General features: G+C 56.3%; 15 protein-coding genes. 3 read left to right on the top strand and 12 right to left on the bottom strand.

Translation table 11 applies throughout. The annotated features are described in order from the left end of the window. Positions 1 to 2: 2 nt before the first annotated feature. Both E4631_RS08620 and uvrC read left to right on the top strand, forming a co-directional pair. Positions 3 to 2,351 (top strand): transglycosylase domain-containing protein, encoded by a 2,349-nt coding sequence (locus E4631_RS08620; protein WP_317129126.1) that lies wholly within the window; start codon positions 3 to 5, stop codon positions 2,349 to 2,351. A 214-nt stretch (positions 2,352 to 2,565) separates the two neighbouring features. Further along, positions 2,566 to 4,380 (top strand): excinuclease ABC subunit UvrC, encoded by a 1,815-nt coding sequence (gene uvrC / locus E4631_RS08615; RefSeq protein ID WP_133659690.1) that lies wholly within the window; start codon positions 2,566 to 2,568, stop codon positions 4,378 to 4,380. 107 nt (positions 4,381 to 4,487) lie between these two features. Here the strand turns inward: uvrC and gldN are convergent, their stop codons facing one another. The 10 genes from gldN to lipB form a co-directional block, all read right to left on the bottom strand. After that, on the bottom strand, positions 4,488 to 5,486 hold the full coding sequence (gene gldN, locus E4631_RS08610; protein ID WP_133659689.1) for a gliding motility protein GldN: 999 nt from the start codon (positions 5,484 to 5,486) through the stop codon (positions 4,488 to 4,490). A gap of 36 nt (positions 5,487 to 5,522) precedes the next feature. Then, positions 5,523 to 7,106, bottom strand: coding sequence for a gliding motility protein GldM (gldM, locus tag E4631_RS08605; protein WP_133659688.1), 1,584 nt, complete (start codon positions 7,104 to 7,106; stop codon positions 5,523 to 5,525). 68 nt (positions 7,107 to 7,174) lie between these two features. Continuing rightward, on the bottom strand, positions 7,175 to 7,987 hold the full coding sequence (gene gldL, locus E4631_RS08600) for a gliding motility protein GldL (RefSeq protein ID WP_133659687.1): 813 nt from the start codon (positions 7,985 to 7,987) through the stop codon (positions 7,175 to 7,177). A gap of 72 nt (positions 7,988 to 8,059) precedes the next feature. Further along, complete coding sequence (locus tag E4631_RS08595; protein WP_133659686.1) at positions 8,060 to 9,076, bottom strand: SUMF1/EgtB/PvdO family nonheme iron enzyme; 1,017 nt, start codon at positions 9,074 to 9,076, stop codon at positions 8,060 to 8,062. Positions 9,077 to 9,316: 240 nt separating this feature from the next. Then, on the bottom strand, positions 9,317 to 10,321 hold the full coding sequence (locus E4631_RS08590; RefSeq protein ID WP_133659685.1) for a PorP/SprF family type IX secretion system membrane protein: 1,005 nt from the start codon (positions 10,319 to 10,321) through the stop codon (positions 9,317 to 9,319). Positions 10,322 to 10,525: 204 nt separating this feature from the next. Then, the gene (locus E4631_RS08585) at positions 10,526 to 11,311 is read right to left on the bottom strand and encodes a uroporphyrinogen-III synthase (RefSeq protein ID WP_133659684.1); all 786 of its coding nucleotides are present in this window, start codon (positions 11,309 to 11,311) and stop codon (positions 10,526 to 10,528) included. An 85-nt stretch (positions 11,312 to 11,396) separates the two neighbouring features. Continuing rightward, entirely contained in the window at positions 11,397 to 12,608 is a 1,212-nt protein-coding gene (locus tag E4631_RS08580; RefSeq protein ID WP_133659683.1) for a DUF4271 domain-containing protein, read from the bottom strand. A gap of 17 nt (positions 12,609 to 12,625) precedes the next feature. Next, complete coding sequence (locus E4631_RS08575; RefSeq protein WP_240734775.1) at positions 12,626 to 13,699, bottom strand: undecaprenyl/decaprenyl-phosphate alpha-N-acetylglucosaminyl 1-phosphate transferase; 1,074 nt, start codon at positions 13,697 to 13,699, stop codon at positions 12,626 to 12,628. A gap of 53 nt (positions 13,700 to 13,752) precedes the next feature. Further along, complete coding sequence (locus tag E4631_RS08570; RefSeq protein WP_133659682.1) at positions 13,753 to 14,175, bottom strand: hypothetical protein; 423 nt, start codon at positions 14,173 to 14,175, stop codon at positions 13,753 to 13,755. A gap of 40 nt (positions 14,176 to 14,215) precedes the next feature. Then, positions 14,216 to 15,001 (bottom strand): lipoyl(octanoyl) transferase LipB, encoded by a 786-nt coding sequence (lipB, locus tag E4631_RS08565; protein WP_133659681.1) that lies wholly within the window; start codon positions 14,999 to 15,001, stop codon positions 14,216 to 14,218. A 148-nt stretch (positions 15,002 to 15,149) separates the two neighbouring features. Here lipB and E4631_RS08560 point away from each other — a divergent pair, with 148 nt between their 5' ends. Next, positions 15,150 to 15,509, top strand: a complete 360-nt coding sequence (locus E4631_RS08560) for a YraN family protein (protein WP_133659767.1) — start codon at positions 15,150 to 15,152, stop codon at positions 15,507 to 15,509. A 59-nt stretch (positions 15,510 to 15,568) separates the two neighbouring features. Here the strand turns inward: E4631_RS08560 and E4631_RS08555 are convergent, their stop codons facing one another. Together E4631_RS08555 and E4631_RS08550 are read right to left on the bottom strand one after the other, a co-directional pair. Then, positions 15,569 to 16,666: a toxin-antitoxin system YwqK family antitoxin gene (locus tag E4631_RS08555; protein WP_133659680.1), complete on the bottom strand. Its 1,098-nt coding sequence runs from the start codon at positions 16,664 to 16,666 to the stop codon at positions 15,569 to 15,571. Positions 16,667 to 16,822: 156 nt separating this feature from the next. Beyond that, positions 16,823 to 17,671, bottom strand: a complete 849-nt coding sequence (locus tag E4631_RS08550) for a cyanophycinase (RefSeq protein WP_133659679.1) — start codon at positions 17,669 to 17,671, stop codon at positions 16,823 to 16,825. Positions 17,672 to 17,787 lie beyond the last annotated feature (116 nt).

The raw sequence follows: 17,787 nt of genomic DNA, 5'->3' as shown, positions 1-17,787 counted from the left end.
AAATGCCTAAGTCCGCTTCTTCCCAGACCCGCCCTACCCCCCCCGTGCGCCGCGGGCCGCCGCCGGTGCGCCGGGGGCGCTTTCAGGCGTTCACGCGCACCATGTGGGTGCTGTTTGGGGGCGGGCTAGTAGTGGCGCTGCTCTACCTGGGAGCGGTGAGCGTCAATTTTATGAACCTGTTTGGGCGCATGCCCAACCTGCACGCCCTCGAAAACCCCAAGAGTGAGCTGGCTTCCGAAATCTACTCGGCCGATGGCGTGCTACTGGGAAAGTATTTCCGCGAAAACCGGACGCCGGTGGAGTACAAAGACCTGCCGCAGAACGTGATTGATGCGCTCATTGCTACCGAAGACGTGCGCTTTGAGGAGCACTCGGGCATTGATTTTAAGAGCATTATGCGCGTGGTGGGTAGCCTGGGCCACGCGGGCGGCGGCTCCACGCTCACGCAGCAAGTAGCCAAAGTGCTCTTCAAAACCCGCGCCGACGGCCTCAACAACGGCACCCTCAATGGCCCCGGCAAGCTGGGCCTGCTCATCACTAAAACCAAGGAGTGGCTGCTGGCTATCAAGCTGGAGCGCAACTATACTAAGCGCGAAATCCTGCGCATGTACCTCAATACCGTCGATTATGGCTCCAATGCCTTCGGTATCAACACGGCAGCCAAGACGTTTTTCAACAAGCGCCCCAAGCAGCTTACTACTTCCGAGGCGGCGACGCTGGTGGGTATCGTGAACGCGCCCTCGCGCTTTAGCCCGGCCACGCACCCGGCGCGCTCGAAGCGCCGCCGCAACTGGGTGCTGCAGCAGATGGTGCGGGCCAATTACCTGCCCGCCGACGAGATGCGCCGCGACACGGCCAAGGCCATTGTGCTGCACTACAGCGTCGAAAGCTCGATTCAGGGCCTGGCGCCGTACTTCCGCACCGAGGTAGCCAAGTACCTGCAAGCCTGGGCCCGCGAAACCGACCACGACCTGTACGCCGACGGCCTGAAAATCTACACGACTCTCGACTCACGCATGCAGACCTACGCCGAGAAGGCCGTGGCCGAGCACCTGGCCTTGCAGCAAAAGTGGTTTTCGGCCCACTGGAAGGGCCAGCTGCCCTGGCGCGACGAGAACGGCAAGGTCATTCCGGGCTTCCTGGAGGCAGCAATGCGCCGCACGCAGCGCTACAAGTCGCTGGTCGAGCGCTTCGAGGGCAACAAGGATTCGGTGCGCTACTACCTCAACCACAAGTACCCGATGACGGTATTTAGTTGGCAGGGTGAGCAGCAGGTCAACATGTCGCCGATGGACTCGCTGGCCTACTACAAGCGCTACCTGCGGGCCGGCTTTCTAGCCGTGAATCCGCTCAACGGCTACGTAAAAGCCTGGGTAGGTGGCCCCAACTACAAGTTCTTCAAGTTTGACCACGTGCGGCAAGGTAAGCGCCAGCCGGGCTCCACGTTCAAGCCCATCGTGTACACGGCGGCCATCGACCAGGGCTACTCGCCGTGCTTCCCGCGGCCCGACGTGGCCACGACTTTCCCCGGCGTAGCCGGCCGGGCACCCTACACGCCGCACAACTTTGAAGGGTCCTTCTCGGGCCGCACCTTCACGCTGCGGCAGGCGCTGGCGCGCTCTATGAACTCCATCACGGCGTGGCTGGTGTACAAGCTGGGGCCCGAAACGGTGGTGGCCTACGCCAAGCGCCTGGGTATCACGTCGCCCATCGACGCGGTGCCGGCTGTGGGCTTTGGGGCCTCCGATTGCAGCATCTACGAGCTGTGTGGCGCCTACGGCACCTTCGTGAATAAAGGCGTGTGGACCAACCCGATTATGGTGACGCGCATCGAGGACAAGAACGGCAACGAGCTACGCCGCTTCGTGGCCCAAACCAAGGAGGCTCTCAGCGAAGAAACGGCCTACGTAATGACCAACATGCTGCAAGCCAGCACCACTGAGCCGGGCGGCACCAGCACCATCCTGCACACGGGCTTCAAGTTCAACACCACCATTGGGGCCAAAACCGGCACCACCTCCAACTACTCCGACGCCTGGTTTATGGGCATCACGCCCAACCTGGTGTGCGGCATGTGGATTGGCGGCGAGGACCGTAGCATCCACTTCCGCACCGGCGCCTACGGGCAGGGCGCGCGCCTGGCCCTACCCCTCTACGGCATCTTCATGAAGAAAGTGTACGCCGATAAGTCGCTCGACGTGGACACCGGGCCCTTTCCGCTGCCCGCCGCGCCGCTCACCATCGAGCTGGACTGCTCGAAGTACTACGGTGCGGGCCAGCGCGATACCATCCCCTACGAGCAGAAGATGGTGCAGCCCAAGCTCGACGAGCTGGACGACAAAGACATCTAATCGCAGATTTAACGGATTACGCGGATTTCGCAGATGCAGACGACCGCTTGCGGGTCATGCGTAAGAAACGGGTCATCCAATTGACAAAGGGCCGGCTACTTTTGCCGGCCCTTTTGTGTTGCAGCAACGTACCCCATTTATTCCCATACAAGGGCGGACAAGTCGCGGTCGTCTGCATCTGCGAAATCCGCGTAATCCGTTAAATCTGCGATTTATGGCTGCCAGTGCTGTTTTACAAGAACAAATAAACCACCTACCCCACCGCCCCGGCGTGTACAAGTACTATGATGATGAGGGCATCATCTACGTTGGTAAGGCCGTGGACCTGCGCAAGCGGGTGAGCAGCTACTTCACCAAGCAGGACCATAATAAGAAGACGCAGCAGCTGGTCAAGAACATCAAGCGCATCGAGTTCACCATCGTGGATTCGGAATCCGATGCGTTTTTGCTGGAGAATAACCTCATCAAGCAGCACCAGCCCAAGTACAACATCCTGCTTAAGGATGGCAAAACCTATCCTTACCTGCTGCTGACCAAGGAGCGGTTTCCACGCCTCATCCCGACCCGCAACAAGCAGCCCGGCGACGGCCACTACTTTGGTCCCTACGCCAACCAGGGCGGCCTCAACGTGCTGCTGGAGCTGATACGGGCACTGTATCCCCTGCGCACCTGCAACTACAACCTGAGCCCCGAAAACGTGGCCGCCGGCAAGTTTAAGGTGTGCCTCGAATACCACATCGGCAACTGCAAAGGCCCGTGCGTAGGTAACGAGGACGAAGCCGCCTACGGCCAGTACATCCAGCAAATTCGGCAGATTCTCAACGGCGACTTACGCCTACCCAAGCAATATTTCCGGGACAAGATGACGGCCGCCGCCCAGGAGATGCAGTATGAGCTGGCCCACCAGTTCAAGCAAAAGCTGGATAAGCTCGACGACTTCCAAGCCAAGAGCACCATCGTGAGCGCCACGCTCACCAACATTGACGTGTTCAGCATCGCCTCCAATGAGAAAGGCGCCTTCGTCAACTACCTCAAGGTGATGAACGGCAGCATTATTCTGACCCAAAACCTGGAACTCACCAAGAAGCTGGATGAGTCGGATGGTGAGATTTTGGCGCCGCTCATCATGCAGCTGCGCCAGGAATACGAGAGCGAGGCCAAGGAAATCCTCACCAACGTGCCCATCGAGCCCCTACCCCTCCCCGGCGTATCGGTGGCACAGCCCCAGATTGGCGACAAGCGCAAGCTGTTGGAACTGAGCATCAAAAACGTGCTCTACGCTCGCAAGGAGAAGGAGAGCATGAACGAGAAGAGCAAGGATGTGAACGAGGTGCGCATCATGGAGCAAATCAAGAAAGACCTGCGCCTGACCGAACTACCCAAGCACATCGAATGCTTCGACAACTCCAACTTTCAGGGTGACAATCCGGTAGCTGCGATGGTGTGCTTCCGCAATGCCCGCCCCAGCAAGAAAGATTACCGCCATTACCATATTAAAACGGTTATCGGCCCCAACGACTTCGATTCTATGTACGAAGTAGTGTCGCGCCGCTACCGCCGCCTTGTAGATGAAGGCGCCAGCCTACCCCAGCTCGTTATCGTGGACGGTGGCAAAGGCCAGCTCAGCATGGCTGTGAAAGCCATAAAAGACCTAAATCTCTGGGGCCAGATGGCCGTCATCGGCATCGCCAAGCGCCTCGAAGAAATCTACGTCCCCAACGACCCCCTACCCCTCTACATCGACAAGAAGAGCGAAAGCCTGCGCCTCTTCCAGCGCATGCGCGATGAAGTGCACCGCTTCGGCATCACCTTCCACCGCTCGCTTCGCGATGCAGGCACCCTCAAAACCGAGCTAACTGACGTCAAAGGTCTCGGCCCCATCACCGCCGACAAACTCCTGAGCAAGTTTAAATCTGTCAAAAAAATCAGGGAGCTAACCGAAGCTGAGCTAATAACCGAAGTTGGCAAGGCCAAAACCAAAGTCTTGCTCACTTACTTCAACCAGCAAGAAGCCCCTACCCCCCAATAAATTCGCTAAGCCACCAAAAGCCAAAAGGCCCGCGCTAAACAGCGCGGGCCTTTTTCAATCTACTACAAAATCCGTGAAATCAGTCTAAAATCAGCGTAATCCGTGATTTAGAAGGACCACAAGCTGTACTCGTACTCAACCAGGTCAGCGGCTGTCTGTTGAGCAGCCAGCAAGCCTTCGCGCTCGCTTCCATACTGCGTAGCCAAGTCGTCACCTGAAGGGTTGGAAACCTTCGTAATGTACGAGTTGAACAGCCACAATTCGAAAGCGTCAGCCAAGTTTTTATGCTGGGCATCATTCTGGGCATTAAACCAAATAGCTTGCTGCGGATTGTTACGGAACACCTTTACTAAGTCGGAGTACTTAAACGTAGCAATGGTCTTCTCCAAACCGGACGTGTTGCTCTTCAACGTAGAAGGCAGCTTCAGCGACACCGTTTTAATCTGGTGATACATCCGGGAGCGCTTCTTGTCAAATATCATTTCCTCAGTCAACTCCATCTGATATATCTCTTTAGGAAGATATTCAGCCGAAGTAGCAGGTGGCGGGGGTGGCGGAGCAGCAGCCACGGTGCTAACTGTAGTATAGATAGTGCGACCCCGCTTATCCTTCAAGATTTTACCACTCGCATCTTTCTTAGGAACGCGCTTGGTAGCAGCAGGAGCAGCAGCTATCGGTGCACCCCAACCATCATTGGCTGGTGCAGCTTTTTTCGTGCTTTTAGGAGCAGGTGTTCCACCCCAGTCACCACCATCAGCATCAACGCTGATAGGAGCTTCTAAGGCATACGACATATTTGACGCCATTTCTTTGGGCGAAAACGTCGAAGTCAACGAGTCGTTTTTGTAAGCCTGCAACTCGCCGCGCCGTACAGCATCAATAATGACCCGGCTAATTTCGTGACCATCCGAAAACATCGGGCGGTTTTGCTTTTCGCGCAGGTCAATGGCCCGCCAAATGGTTTTGCGGAACATTTGGTCAGAAACCGGAATCTGCCGGATGGCCCCCGTCGTAGCGGTCGAGGTAGCCTGCTCCTGCGCCCGGCCCGACAAGGCAGCCAGCATGGCTACAGCGGTAATAGGCAATGCTTTGAAATAGCGGGTCATAATAGATTTTTAAAGCTAACGAATTACTAATTTACCTTATTGCACCGAAACAGTAAATGTGCGGGTCATGTTCACGTCTTCTACCTTACCCTGGAAGTTTTGACGCTGTACACCTTTTACCTCTACAAACAGGCGGTCGTCGGGGTGGGCAACGCTCACCATGGAGCTGATATCACCCTGCGGGCCGTTAACAGTTTGCGTATTCTGTACCGGCCGTTTGCCACGGGCCAATGTTACCTCAAAGCGTGATACGCGGAAACGGGCATCATCTGGCAAGAAGGTAGCAAACCCTGGGTCTGGAATGGCACGGAGCGTCATAGTGCGCAATTGCCCTACGGAAACGCCTCGCTTATCTTCTGCATCAGTGCTACCTACAAAGCACTTAATAGTCGGTAATGGGATAGGACGCACCTTAAATTCTTGCGAGCCAATGGCATTACCGCTGCTGCTCACATTCAACGTTACTTCGCGAGCGTTAGGCACTATCGTTACCTCGCCCTTTTGGCCAGGAATGAAAGATGCGCCGGAACCACTAAAGCTAGGCTGGTACTGAGCACCAAGGGCTGGTACTTGTACGCTCAACTTGTTACCGCACTGATAATACAAAGCCTGTACCGAAGCCGACTGAATCTGCATTACGGGCTTGGTTATGGTGTAAGGAACCGTTACTCTAAACGTAGTGTCACGGCCAGCTTGGTTGAGACGGACAGTACCCGTCCACGAAGCCTTCGCGTTACCAGCCTGGTCGAAGCTACCGGGACGAGCCGTAAACTCCACTTTACCATGACCGTCGGGGCCCACTGCCAGCGACGAACCGTTGTAAGTCATGCTCGGCTTCAGGTTAGAAGCGCTAGCCGTCAGAAACAGGTCAGCCTTGTATTTGGTACCGGCGGCTACCGTGTTCGATTCAGCCGAGGCGAAAGCGCCCAGCTTATCGAATACGATGGTTTTAGCGCCAACCTTTTCAGCCTGCTTTTGTAAAGCGTCGGCCTGGTACTTCAATACTTCAGTCTCTTTTTGGCTGAGAACAGCCAAAGCAGCGACCACGGGAGTATTTTCAAAGTTCAACTCAGCAAAGCTTTTATGCTTCTGCTCTGAGCTAGGCGCGATACGCGTATCGTCCTTTGCATCGAGGGCCAGCGGCTGAGCATCAGGCACAAACTGCTTGATATACTCCGAATAGTCGTTCAAGCGCTTCTGCATGGGGTAAGCCAAGCCGTTCTGCTTGCCGCCGAGCATGGTGATAGCCACCTTGTCTTCGGCACTCATATTCTTATAGTCGCTACCGCCTTTGGTGTTCTCGGTAGATTTATAAAGGTTATCGCGCACCTCGTTGAGGTAATCAATAACTTTCTTCGTTTCGTCCCGAATTTCCTGGCTTTTCTTGAGTACGGCCACGTCACCAGCCTGATTGCGGTTTTTAGCCACAGCTGCTTCAATGCCTTTTACCGTATTATCGGCCGCCGTTTCGGTTTTGCCATTGACATCCGTTAGGCTATCGTCAATAAACTTGAATTTCAGCAAGATAGCTGAATTAACTTGGAGCGCCAGCAGAGCGGTTAGCACGAGATACATCATGCCAATCATCTTCTGCCGCGGGGTTTCTTTTCCGCCTGCCATCTGCTAGAGATATTGCTAAATTGTGGGTAGAATAAGCGAGAATAAATAAAATAGTCTGCTTAGTATAATTAGCTGGCAGCTCCAGCGCGCATGGCGTTCAGCATATTGCCGTACACCCGGTTGAGCGACGTCAGGTTACCCGTCAAGTCGGCTACCTGAGCCTGCATGCTTTCAGTATCCTTGCCGGCCTGCACCATGTTCTCCATGGCTTTGCCTAGGGTACCATAGAACTGGTTCATCGACTTGAGGTGCGTATTAGCATCCTGCAGCTCCATTTCGTACACTGCGTTCAGTGCGCCCAGGTTTTTGGTCACGTTCTGCACTTGCAAGTGATACTCTTTGGCATCGCCCGTAGCATTCGAAAGCGAGGTGATGGCCTCTACCGTGTTTGAGTAAGCCTTATTGATACCGTCAAGCGACTGGGCGGCCGTGCGCACTTTCTGCGTGTATTCGTCCGTAGCGTTGGTAGCATCACCAAGCTTGCCGAGTTGTGCGGTAGTGGCGCTAAGGCGGGTCAGGCCCTGGCCCAAGTTAGTGAGGGCTTCCGGTGTAACGTTAGCATTTTTCAGCATATCATCCAATTTGCCGGTTAGGCCATTGGGCTGAGGAGCTTTGTCACGAAAGCGATTGTCGTTGGTCGAGGGGTCGTAGCCTTCGCTCAACTCCGGGTATACAAGTGCCCAGTCGTGGTCAGACTGATGAGGCTGGAAAGCACTAAGGAAGAAGATAACAGCCTCCGTTCCGAGACCCACCATTAGCATAATATCAGCACCTTTCCAGTGCAGAATTTTGAATAGAGCACCGATAATAACAACTGCTGCGCCAATGCCATATACTTTCGGCATTACATCGTCGTAGAGGAAGTTTTTCTTGACAGCCATTTTGAATTGAAGCTAATTAGCTCGGTTAAAGTTTAGAAAGAGAAAAAGGATGAATTGGACTATGATTGATTGTTAATTCAGGCGACGGTTAGTGCCCATGCCGATTTGAATCATGGAGCAGCGGAAGCCGATATAAGAGCGGGCCGAATCCTGGTATTCGAAGTTACGCGTTCCCGTTTCCAGGAAGTATTGAATATCTTTCCACGAACCACCACGCACTACTTTGCGGGGCTCGTTGTCATCCGGGTTGGTAGGGTTCAGGTCCCACACTACTGGTACAGAAGCTTCCATGTAGGCATCGTCGCACCACTCGCTCACGTTGCCGGCCATGTCGTATAGGCCGAAGTCATTGGGGAAGTAAGAACCTACTTCGGAAGTGTAGGCGTAGCCATCGGAAGCGTAGTCACCCCGGCCTGGTTTGAAGTTAGCCAACATACAGCCTTTCGTATTGCGAACATAAGGACCGCCCCAGGGGAAAGTAGCGCCCTCACGACCACCACGAGCGGCATATTCCCATTCAGCTTCCGATGGCAGGCGGAAGTTGGGGTAGGGAGCCTCACCGAGCTCTTCGTTGGTGTTGTTCTTGAGCTTGGTGCGCCACGTGCAGAAATAGCGAGCAGCAAACCAATCTACGCCTACTACCGGATAGTCGTCGAAAGCTGGGTGCGAGTAATAGTACTCCAGCAGCGGGTCACCCATGTGGTAGGTGAAGTCGCGCACCCATACCGTAGTATCCGGATAAAGCTCAGTTTTGATATAGTCCTCGCCTAGCGCCTCTACCGAGTCCTGCATAATTGCATTGACGAACTGCCGGTATTCGTTATTAGTAATCTCGGTTTCGTCCATATAGAAGCCGGCAATAGTTACCTGCTTGTTCATGTTCACCATCGAGGCCGCAATGTCCTGGTCGGTTTGGCCCATGTGGAACGTTCCACCGGGGCAGGGCACCATTCCGAAGGGCACTTCCTGGGGGTTAAATATGGGCCGGTCGTCGGTCCCTACTAGGTCGCCTTGGAAGTTTTTAGTAAAACAGCCACCCAGAAGTACCCCCGATAAGGCTAATAGAGGTAATACCAGAAATTTTTTCATAATAGAGAGAAAGAACTAATTTATAATCAGGCAGCGATTGTGGTAAGTTGTGTAAGTATTGGCAAATCTACGTTGCACCAAATGGCTGCGCAACACGCTTCTGACACACATACACGCTTATTCGTTCAACCGAGCAAAAAACCTGCTGGACAACACTAAAAATCCATCCAAAATCCTATTTAACCACAACTTATCGGTGTAATTAATTTTATTGTAACAGTGTACTCTGCTCCAAACCAATTAGAAGCTATAGCGTGGTGTGCGGATAGCTGGGCGGGTAAGTAGCACTGCTTTAGGAAGACGGAGGGAAAAGAGAATTTCGTGAGAGCTGAAAGCACGCGCGGCTTGGTTGAAGGCAATGAAGTCGAAAGCGTAGCCGATGCGGTAGCGATTATCTGCCCCAAAGGCGTAGCCAAGCAAGCCAGATACTGATTCGTCGTAGCGGTAATTGAGGCCAGCCCAAATTTGGTCATTGAAAGTGGCTCGCGCACCGGCTTCGAAAGAATAATTATGCTGGTTGTCGTATTTGCTCTTTGTATCGTAGCGGCCTGGTAATACAGCCTTTACCAATACCATCGGCGTGACCGTAACGCTGGAGGAAGCTTCAATATTGTAGCCCGCTGTCAGGTAGGCGTGGTTTTCGCCCAAGTATTGGCTGGCAATGCCCTGCGTAGAGCCTGCCTTGGGTGCGAACGTGTACTCGGAACGCAACAGATTGTTCAGGCTTAACCCCGCGTAGAACTTAGGCGACTCGTACCAAATGCCCGCCCCCGCATCGAATTTGTGGTCAGAAGAATTGGCTGGAATGCTGATATCGTCGGGGTCGATGGCGCGGTAAGTGCCTTTGCCGATATAGGTGTAGATGCCCTGGATGCCTACACCCAGCTTCCCATTACCCAGCTTGATGTGCTGCGAGTACGAAAGAGCCGCGTTGGTCATTTTTGTTACGCCCGCTTGGTCGTAATAAACTGCGAGCCCTACCCCCCCGCTGAGGGGTAGGATGGGTATCGAAGCCGACACCATTCCTGTGCGAGGCGAACCATTGTCGTCGCCGAGCGAATTACCCAAATTAAGGTATTGATAACGCCCAATGACGTTAACCTCCGTTTGCCCTGTAATCCCCGCGTAAGCCGGGTTGAGGTACATACTATTGAGGCCATAATGCGTGAACTGCGGCTGTTGCTGTGCCAAGGCAGGCACAGCGGCGACTGACAGCAGCAGCGCAACGAGTACTATTCCTTTCATAAGGGCGGCGAAGAAAGGGGGCGAATGAAGTGACGGAAAACGGTAGCTGGTAGTGACAACCTACGTTCAAATGTAACTACTAATTAACCGTCTGAAAGCGCTAGTCGTTCGTTAGAAACGACGGGCACGCCGATTTATTCGCCCAGTACAAACCTGACGTCCATTGTTTACAGCCTGCCTGCTTATGCCAGCCACGCGTTGTCCTTAAGCGGTATGCTGCCGGATATAGGCCTCGATAGCGCCCGTCATGGACGGAGCGTTGGGCATAGGAGCTTCAATATCAAGGATAAGGTTGGCATCACGAACGGCCTTGGCGGTAGTGGGGCCAAAGGCGGCGATACGAGTGCCATCCTGCGCGAAGTCGGGAAAATTAACGAACAGTGAGCTGATGCCGGAAGGGCTGAAAAAAGCCAGGCAATCGTACTTAACCTCCGCCAAATCAGACAAATCGCTGGCTACAGTGCGGTAGATAACAGCCTCCGTAAACTTCAGATTATTTGCCCGCATAAATTCGGGCAGGTCGTCCTTGCGAATGTCGGAGCAGGGGTAGAGAAATTTCTCGCCCTTGTGCTTTTTGATGACATCAAACAGGTCGGTAGCCGTGCGCACGCCTACAAATAGCTTGCGCTTGCGCAGCACGATATATTTCTGGAGATAATTGGCCGTTTGCTCCGAAATGCAGAAATACTTCATTTCGGCAGGCATTTCCAGCTTAGCCTCCTGGCAAATGCGGAAGAAGTGGTCCACAGCATTGCGGCTGGTAAAAATTACCGCCGTATGCTCCAGAATATTTACCTTATCCTTCCGAAACTCCTTGTAAGGAACTCCCTGAACATCGATAAACTCCCGAAAATCTACGCGAATACCGTATTTCTCAGCCAGTGAGAAGTAGGGTGAAACGTCGTTGGTGGGCTGGGGCTGGGTAACCAGGATGCTGCGAATGGGCTGGGCGTGCCGGTCCAGACCCGGCTGTACTGCGCTCTCGGCCATAGAAAAAAGAAAAGGTAATGCTAGAACTATAGAATGCGTGATATGTCTTGTTCTTCCCCTCAGCCGCTACTCAGGTTATCGCTGCTCAGGTAGCATACGTAAACACAATGAGCTTCAATAAAACGGCCAGGGGCAGTACTTCGGTAGCACAAAGGTACGCGAACAAGTGAAGATTAAGCAGCGATGTGCGCTGGTGCAAAGTTCGGGCCACCCGCAACACCGTAGCTGTGAGCAACAACAGTACACATCCATTAGCTAGTTCAACAATGTAGGGCCAGCGAGTATTCAATCCTAGGTATAGTAAGAGTACCAGGGGTAGCAGTAAACCCAGCAGCAGCGTAGTACGCAAAAACTCGCGGTAGTGCACATTGACCAGCGCGCGCAGGTCGAAAATATAGCTGAGCAGCTCTACGAGCAGGTATTTGCTTAGCACGAAGGCCAGGACCAGGCCGGTGTAGAGCGATACGCGGGCGACAATGGCCGATTCGGGTACTTTGAGCACCCGCTGCAACAGGGGCAAGCTACTCAGGTCGGTGTGCAGCGCCGTGAGCAGCAGCGACAACGACAACGAAAAGAGCACTACCAGCCCCAGATTGAGCCAAGTAAAAGCGGGGCGCGTTAAAAAAGCCTGGGGCTCGGTAGAATTACCAAATAGCTCATTCACTTGCAGAATGCGCGCCAGGCCAATGGGGTTGGTTGCCCGCACTACCCCATAGAGCAGCCCCACGAGCAGTAGCAGCAGCAGCAACGCGCTCTCACCCCGCACGGGCGGCACCCGCAGCATAACCAACGCCGGGGTCGCAACTGGGGCGGCTTGGCTAATGGCACGCACAGGGGCCTGCAACTCGGCACTAAAAGAATTGAGCGCCGGGTAGCCTTCGGGCTGCCACACTGCCAGCAGGTGCTGCCGCCCGGCCGCAGCAGCCGGGGTAGTACGCGCGAGGTCTAGCGTATAACGCCCGTTAGCCTTTGCCGTGAATACTAGTTGATTATCCAGAAACAAGCTTAGGCCACGCGCAGCGGCAAACGACAGCCGAAACGGCTGCTGGGGCAGCAGCCGCACCCACTGGTAGTAGGCATGGGCCGGCGCGTGGTAGCCCGGCAAATACAGGATAAGGCGGTTGCCGGCCACATCGTGCAGCAGCCAATTGTCGGGGGCCAGGCCGGGGGTAGCGGCGGGGGGCAAGGGGCGATATTCGGCGGCAATGGCACGGGGCACCAAAGCGCCACTCACCACCCACGCTATGAGTATCAGGCCCAGGCAGCTACGCAGGAAAGACAGACGGCCCGCAGTCATGGTAGCAAAGGCTTTGGTCAGGACGAAGATGCTACTTGCCGCCGGGCGGCCCGGCTTTGGTACACACCCAAAAACACGCTCAACAGCACTGAAAAAACCACCAACACGGCTATCAACACCAGGTTGCCAAGCGAGAAGAAGTTGATAACGAACAGGATGACCACAATATTCAGTAGCCCGAGCAGCAGCACAGTACTGATTTGGGAGAAGCCCATGGCCATAATGCGGTGGTGCACGTGGTTTTTATCGGGAGCGAAGGGTGAGCGGCCGGCCGCCATGCGCAGAATAAACACGCGCAGCGTATCGAACAGCGGCACGAAGAGCACGCCCAGCGTCACGGACGGCGACTCGCTGCCGAAGGGCTGGCCCGTGCGGCTCCCCAGCTCAATAAACTGAATAGCCAGTATCGACACGATAAAGCCGCAGACGAGCGAACCCGTATCACCCATAAAAATACTGGCCTTGTGGAAGTTATAGCGCAAAAAACCCAGCATGCCGCCGATGAGACACACCGATACGAAGGCGTAGTTGCTGAATTCGGGGCCACCGTAGCGGTAGAAATAATAGCCAAAGGTGCCCGCCAAAATGAGCACGATGGTACCAGCCAGACCATCGAGGCCATCAATGAGGTTGATGGCGTTCGTAATTCCCACAATCATCACAAACGTGAAGCCGTAGCTCACGCCCACCGGCAGCGTGTAGATGCCCAGAATGCCTTGGAAGCTGGTTACGCGCACATCGGCCATTATCATCACTACCCCCGTGGCCAGCAGCTGACCCACGAATTTCTTGGCGACCGATATGGTCACCAAATCGTCTTTCAGACCCACGAAAAACAGGATAATGCAGCCGGCCAGCAGCTCCTTCACCCCATTGCCGAGCGGGGCAAAGATGGTGAGCGCCGACATAAAGCCCGCAAAAATCGCTACCCCCCCCAGGCGGGGCGTCAGCGACTGGTGCACCGTGCGGCCGTTGGGGGTATCGAGCAGGTTTTTGAGGTGGGCAATCTGCACGATGGAGGGCACCGCAAACATGGCCACCAATAGTGCCCACAAAGCGGCCAAGCCCAAGTAAATACTAAAGTGATTCATGAAACAAACAGTGCGGCACACGCCACGTAAGATAGCACCAACTCCCTAAAAAGCTAGCTGTGGAGCACGCCCATCCGGCCCGCCAGCAAGTCGAGCCGGCTCAGGTTAGCCACCACGATGGAGTCGGGCACAAAGACAAATTTCTTATCAAAAATCTTACTATCGCGATAGTAGCTCACCCAATACTGGTTGGTGAGGTGAAAAACGGCCGGGTCAATGAGCTCGACCGGGGTAGCCGAGTGCGGCCCTACCTCCGGAAAATGGTAGCGCAGCGTGGTGGTACGCACGGCTTCGCCGGTGGGCTGGGTGCCGTAACCCTCGGAGCTGATGAGGACGGTTTCGAGGCTTAAATCGTTGTGGTTAAGCAGGTATACCGTCCAGGTTGGCACGCCGTCGGTGCCCGGCGCGATGTCCTCGTCGGGCACAATGGCGATGGTTATGCCTTCTACTGAATCAAAGGGAATATCTTGTTTCATAACTAAAAACTATCCGTTAACACCGGTACCCAAGCAGCTATTAGGCCAAGTGCGCATCAAATTGAAGAAGTAAAGCGGCCAGCAGGCGCTCCTGCACCTCCTCGACCGGCACGGAGTGACCCAGCTCGGCGGCCAACGACGTGACGGCCTTATCGGTAATGCCGCAGGGCACGATGTAGCCGAAGTAGCTGAGGTCGGCATTCACGTTGAGGGCTAGGCCGTGCAACGTTACCCAACGGCTGCACCGCACGCCCATGGCGCAGATTTTGCGCGGGTTGGCGGCGCCTTCTTCCCAGCCTAGCCACACGCCGGTGAGGCCCGCAATGCGGCCGGCCCGCAGCCCGTAGGCGGCCAGGGTTTGGATAACGGCCTCCTCCAGCGCCCGCAGGTACCAGTGAATATCGGGCCGAAAGTTTTCGAGGTCGAGCAGGGGGTAGGCTACCAGCTGGCCGGGACCATGAAAGGTGATATCGCCCCCACGGTTGATGAGGTGAAACGTGGCGCCGTGCGCCGCCAGGGCTGCTTCATCGAGCAGCAGGTGCTCGGGCTTGCCGCTTTTGCCCAGCGTGTAGGTGGGCGGGTGCTGGCAAAACAGCAGGTGGTTGGGCGTGGGCTGGGGGAGTAGGCCGGCCGCCTCCGCCTGCCGGTTTTGAGCCTTGATGGCCAGCGTACTGGCCAGTAGCTGCTCTTGCAAATCCCAGGTGGGCACGTAGGGCACGAGGCCCAGGCGCTGCACCGCTATGGCGCGCTGGGCAGTGGCTACTGCCGCCGCGGGCACCGGAGCCGCAGGCACAAGGGGCGCCGCACAAGCCGAGTACAAGTCCATAGGGTGGGGTAGGAAAATGCATGGGCCACCTGATTGGCCAGCTCTACAAAGTTACTTCGCACCGCAGGCTTTAGCTTGCGGGCCGGGTGTGGCGCCCGCCAAAACCGCCGGATTGCCGGAGGCCTTCCCCTTACTCCCTACCCCCCTTATGCCAACCGATGCGCACGCGCTGGGCCGGGCCGGCGAGGCGGCCGCCGCCGAATACTACCAGCGGGCGGGCTACGAAGTGCTGGCCCAAGGCTACCGCCACGGCCGTGCCGAAGTAGACTTGGTGCTGCGCCAGGGCACAGCACTATTGATATTCGTGGAGGTAAAAACCCGCTCGGGCAGCCAGTTTGGCCCACCCGAAACGTTTGTTTCGAACCGCAAGAAAGAGCTATTTCGCCTGGCAGCCACGCACTTGCAGGAAGAGCTGGATTGGCGCGGCGATATTCGCTTCGACATCGTGGCCCTCACGCAGCTACGCGAAGGCTTTCGGGTCGAGGTCTTTGAGGACGCCTTTTGGTAAATGAGTAGATGAGCAAGTGAGTAGCAAATTGGCCCCAGGCTACTCATTTACTCATCTACTCAATTGCTTGGAGGGGTAGGCGACACGGCCGGTGGCGTGGCGGCCGGGGGGTGGTAGCCGGGGCGGCGGTCCTGGGCCTTGCGCACGGGCGGGCGGGGGGTAGGGGCACCGTGGCTGCCGGGGCGGCGGGCGTCTTTAACGGGGGCCGCATCGGGGTCGGCGTCGCCGCGCTTGTCGATGTTCTTCTCTTTGTCGAAAATGACGGAGCCGCCGTGGCTGTACTCCCTAATTAGCTCGGGCTCTTCTACTTCGGGCTCGTAGCCGGTTTCGCCGTACTCAAATACGTAGTGCGGGTACTTCTTGTAGTCGCCGAAGTTGGTCCACTCCCCTACCCGGTGGCCGTTTTCGAAGTGGCCGGTCCAGAGGCGGCGGCCGTCGTTGCGAAACATGGCGTAATCGCCTTCCAGCTTGCCATTTACGTAGGGTACCACTTCCTTAAGCATGGTCTGGCCCGCGTCGTAGTAGCTGATGTTGGCGTCGCGCGGGAAACCCATCTCGTAGTGGGTTTTGGTGAGCAGCACGCCTTTTTTGTCAAATTTCTCCCAGCGCAGGTGGCGAGTACCGTTGGCGAAGTAGCCGGTTTCGAGCACCTGGTTGTTCTGCATCTTCTTGTACGGGCCGTGCAGCACCTTATCGGTACTCGCATCCAGCTCGCCCACAGCCTTATAAATGCTATGCTTCTTGGTACTGAAGTAGAAGACCGCCGGCGCCATTGGATTGGGCTGTTTGAATGTCTTGAGGTAATAAAACACCTCAATAACCTGGTTGCGGCCCTTGGGGCCCGACTTCACGAGGCCCTTCTTGATACGCTCGCCCAAGAAGACGTTTTTCTTGATGCGCTTCTTGCGCTGACCCGCCTTTTCCTGCTCCTTAGCGGCGCGCTCTTCCTCTTTGGTGAGCACTGCCTTGCGGCCCGCAATACTGAGCTTGGGTGCGCCCTTGCGGCCGGTAGTGGTCAGGCTGTCGCCGGGTGCGCCGGAGTTGGTCACGGCCAGGTCGCCGGGCCGCGAGTTGAACGACACCGTTTTGCGGGTGCAGCCCACAGTCAGCAGCGCGAGCCAACCCACCAGCCAAAAACGAGAACGAAGCAGAAACATGAGGTGCGTACAGAGTTTTAGTCGCCAGCCCAACGCGAATTTAAGTGGTTTTGGTGCCCAGAGCTTTGCAATGAACAATGAACAGTGAGCAAATAGTCGTCTGTCATTGCGAGCCTGCGAAGCAATCGCACCAGCACGAAACCCAAACGACTCGTTCTAGTGCGATTGCTTCGCGTTGCTCGCAATGACAAACGACATCTGCTCACTGCTCACTGCAAACGTGTCGCCGGCCACCAGCAGGCTGACCTGGAAGCCCTGGCCGCCCACGGGCTGGCCGGGGGGTAGGCCCTCGTAGTGGCGGGCGCTGAGCTGGCTACCGTCTACGAGCACTACCGTTTCATCACCAAATACTTCGGGCGGGCGGCCGGGCCGAAAGACTAGGCCCGTTTCCTCATTCAGACCCAGGCCCAGCAGGTGGGGGTAGGCCAGCACGGCGTGGAATAGCCGCGGGAAGCGCGCCCGCTCCACAAAGTGCTGGTCGATGAGCAGGCCGGGCAGCAGGTCGAGGCCGGGCAGCACGTCGATGCCGCCGGCCAGCAGGCTGCGCCAGCCCCTACCCCCCACCAGCATCTGGGTGCCGAGGGCGGCCGCGCCGGCGCTGGTGCCAGCCAGCACAAAACCCGCATCGTGCTGGCAGCGCTGGCGCAGCACGTTCAAGAACTCGGTGCCGAGCAGAAAATCGGTGAGGCGCTCCTGGTCGCCGCCGGTTAGCAGCAGCAAGGAGGCGGCGCGCAGCCGGGCCAGCGTGGCGGGGGCGTCGGCGGGGTGGGCCTCGTCAATGAGCAGGTGGTTTACGTGGGAGTAGCCGAGCGTGCTCAGTTCGGCGGCGTAGGCGGCGTGGGTGCGGGCCGGGTCGTGGGCAGTGGCCGTCGTCAGCACTTCGAGCGGCGCGGTGGGGGTAGGCAGCAGGCGGGCCAGCTGCGCTAGCAGCGGGGCATCGTGGCCACCCCCCAGCACCACAATGGTGCCCTGGGGCGTGGCGGGCAAAGGAGCAGCAGGACTCAAAACAACAAACGGGGGCTAATACAGCAGCGAAGTACGCCAAAAATGCCGGCCGGGCAGCCGCGAGGCCAACTATTCGGGCGTAATTTTGCCTCGTCACTACTTATTGCCTAGCGAAA

This window comes from Hymenobacter sp. UV11 (assembly GCF_004684095.1).
Classification (GTDB): Bacteria; Bacteroidota; Bacteroidia; order Cytophagales; family Hymenobacteraceae; genus Hymenobacter.
This window is presented reverse-complemented; position numbering and strand designations above follow the sequence as displayed.

What these genes read in the sequence shown, in the direction of transcription:
- E4631_RS08595 (WP_133659686.1), bottom strand. Translation starts at nt 9,076, where the DNA reads ATGAAAAAATTTCTGGTATTACCTCTATTAGCCTTATCGGGGGTACTT.
- gldL (WP_133659687.1), bottom strand. Translation starts at nt 7,987, where the DNA reads ATGGCTGTCAAGAAAAACTTCCTCTACGACGATGTAATGCCGAAAGTA.
- lipB (WP_133659681.1), bottom strand. Translation starts at nt 15,001, where the DNA reads ATGGACTTGTACTCGGCTTGTGCGGCGCCCCTTGTGCCTGCGGCTCCG.
- E4631_RS08585 (WP_133659684.1), bottom strand. Translation starts at nt 11,311, where the DNA reads ATGGCCGAGAGCGCAGTACAGCCGGGTCTGGACCGGCACGCCCAGCCC.
- E4631_RS08560 (WP_133659767.1), top strand. Translation starts at nt 15,150, where the DNA reads ATGCCAACCGATGCGCACGCGCTGGGCCGGGCCGGCGAGGCGGCCGCC.
- uvrC (WP_133659690.1), top strand. Translation starts at nt 2,566, where the DNA reads ATGGCTGCCAGTGCTGTTTTACAAGAACAAATAAACCACCTACCCCAC.
- E4631_RS08590 (WP_133659685.1), bottom strand. Translation starts at nt 10,321, where the DNA reads ATGAAAGGAATAGTACTCGTTGCGCTGCTGCTGTCAGTCGCCGCTGTG.
- gldN (WP_133659689.1), bottom strand. Translation starts at nt 5,486, where the DNA reads ATGACCCGCTATTTCAAAGCATTGCCTATTACCGCTGTAGCCATGCTG.
- E4631_RS08555 (WP_133659680.1), bottom strand. Translation starts at nt 16,666, where the DNA reads ATGTTTCTGCTTCGTTCTCGTTTTTGGCTGGTGGGTTGGCTCGCGCTG.
- E4631_RS08620 (WP_317129126.1), top strand. Translation starts at nt 3, where the DNA reads ATGCCTAAGTCCGCTTCTTCCCAGACCCGCCCTACCCCCCCCGTGCGC.
- E4631_RS08575 (WP_240734775.1), bottom strand. Translation starts at nt 13,699, where the DNA reads ATGAATCACTTTAGTATTTACTTGGGCTTGGCCGCTTTGTGGGCACTA.
- E4631_RS08570 (WP_133659682.1), bottom strand. Translation starts at nt 14,175, where the DNA reads ATGAAACAAGATATTCCCTTTGATTCAGTAGAAGGCATAACCATCGCC.
- gldM (WP_133659688.1), bottom strand. Translation starts at nt 7,106, where the DNA reads ATGGCAGGCGGAAAAGAAACCCCGCGGCAGAAGATGATTGGCATGATG.
- E4631_RS08580 (WP_133659683.1), bottom strand. Translation starts at nt 12,608, where the DNA reads ATGACTGCGGGCCGTCTGTCTTTCCTGCGTAGCTGCCTGGGCCTGATA.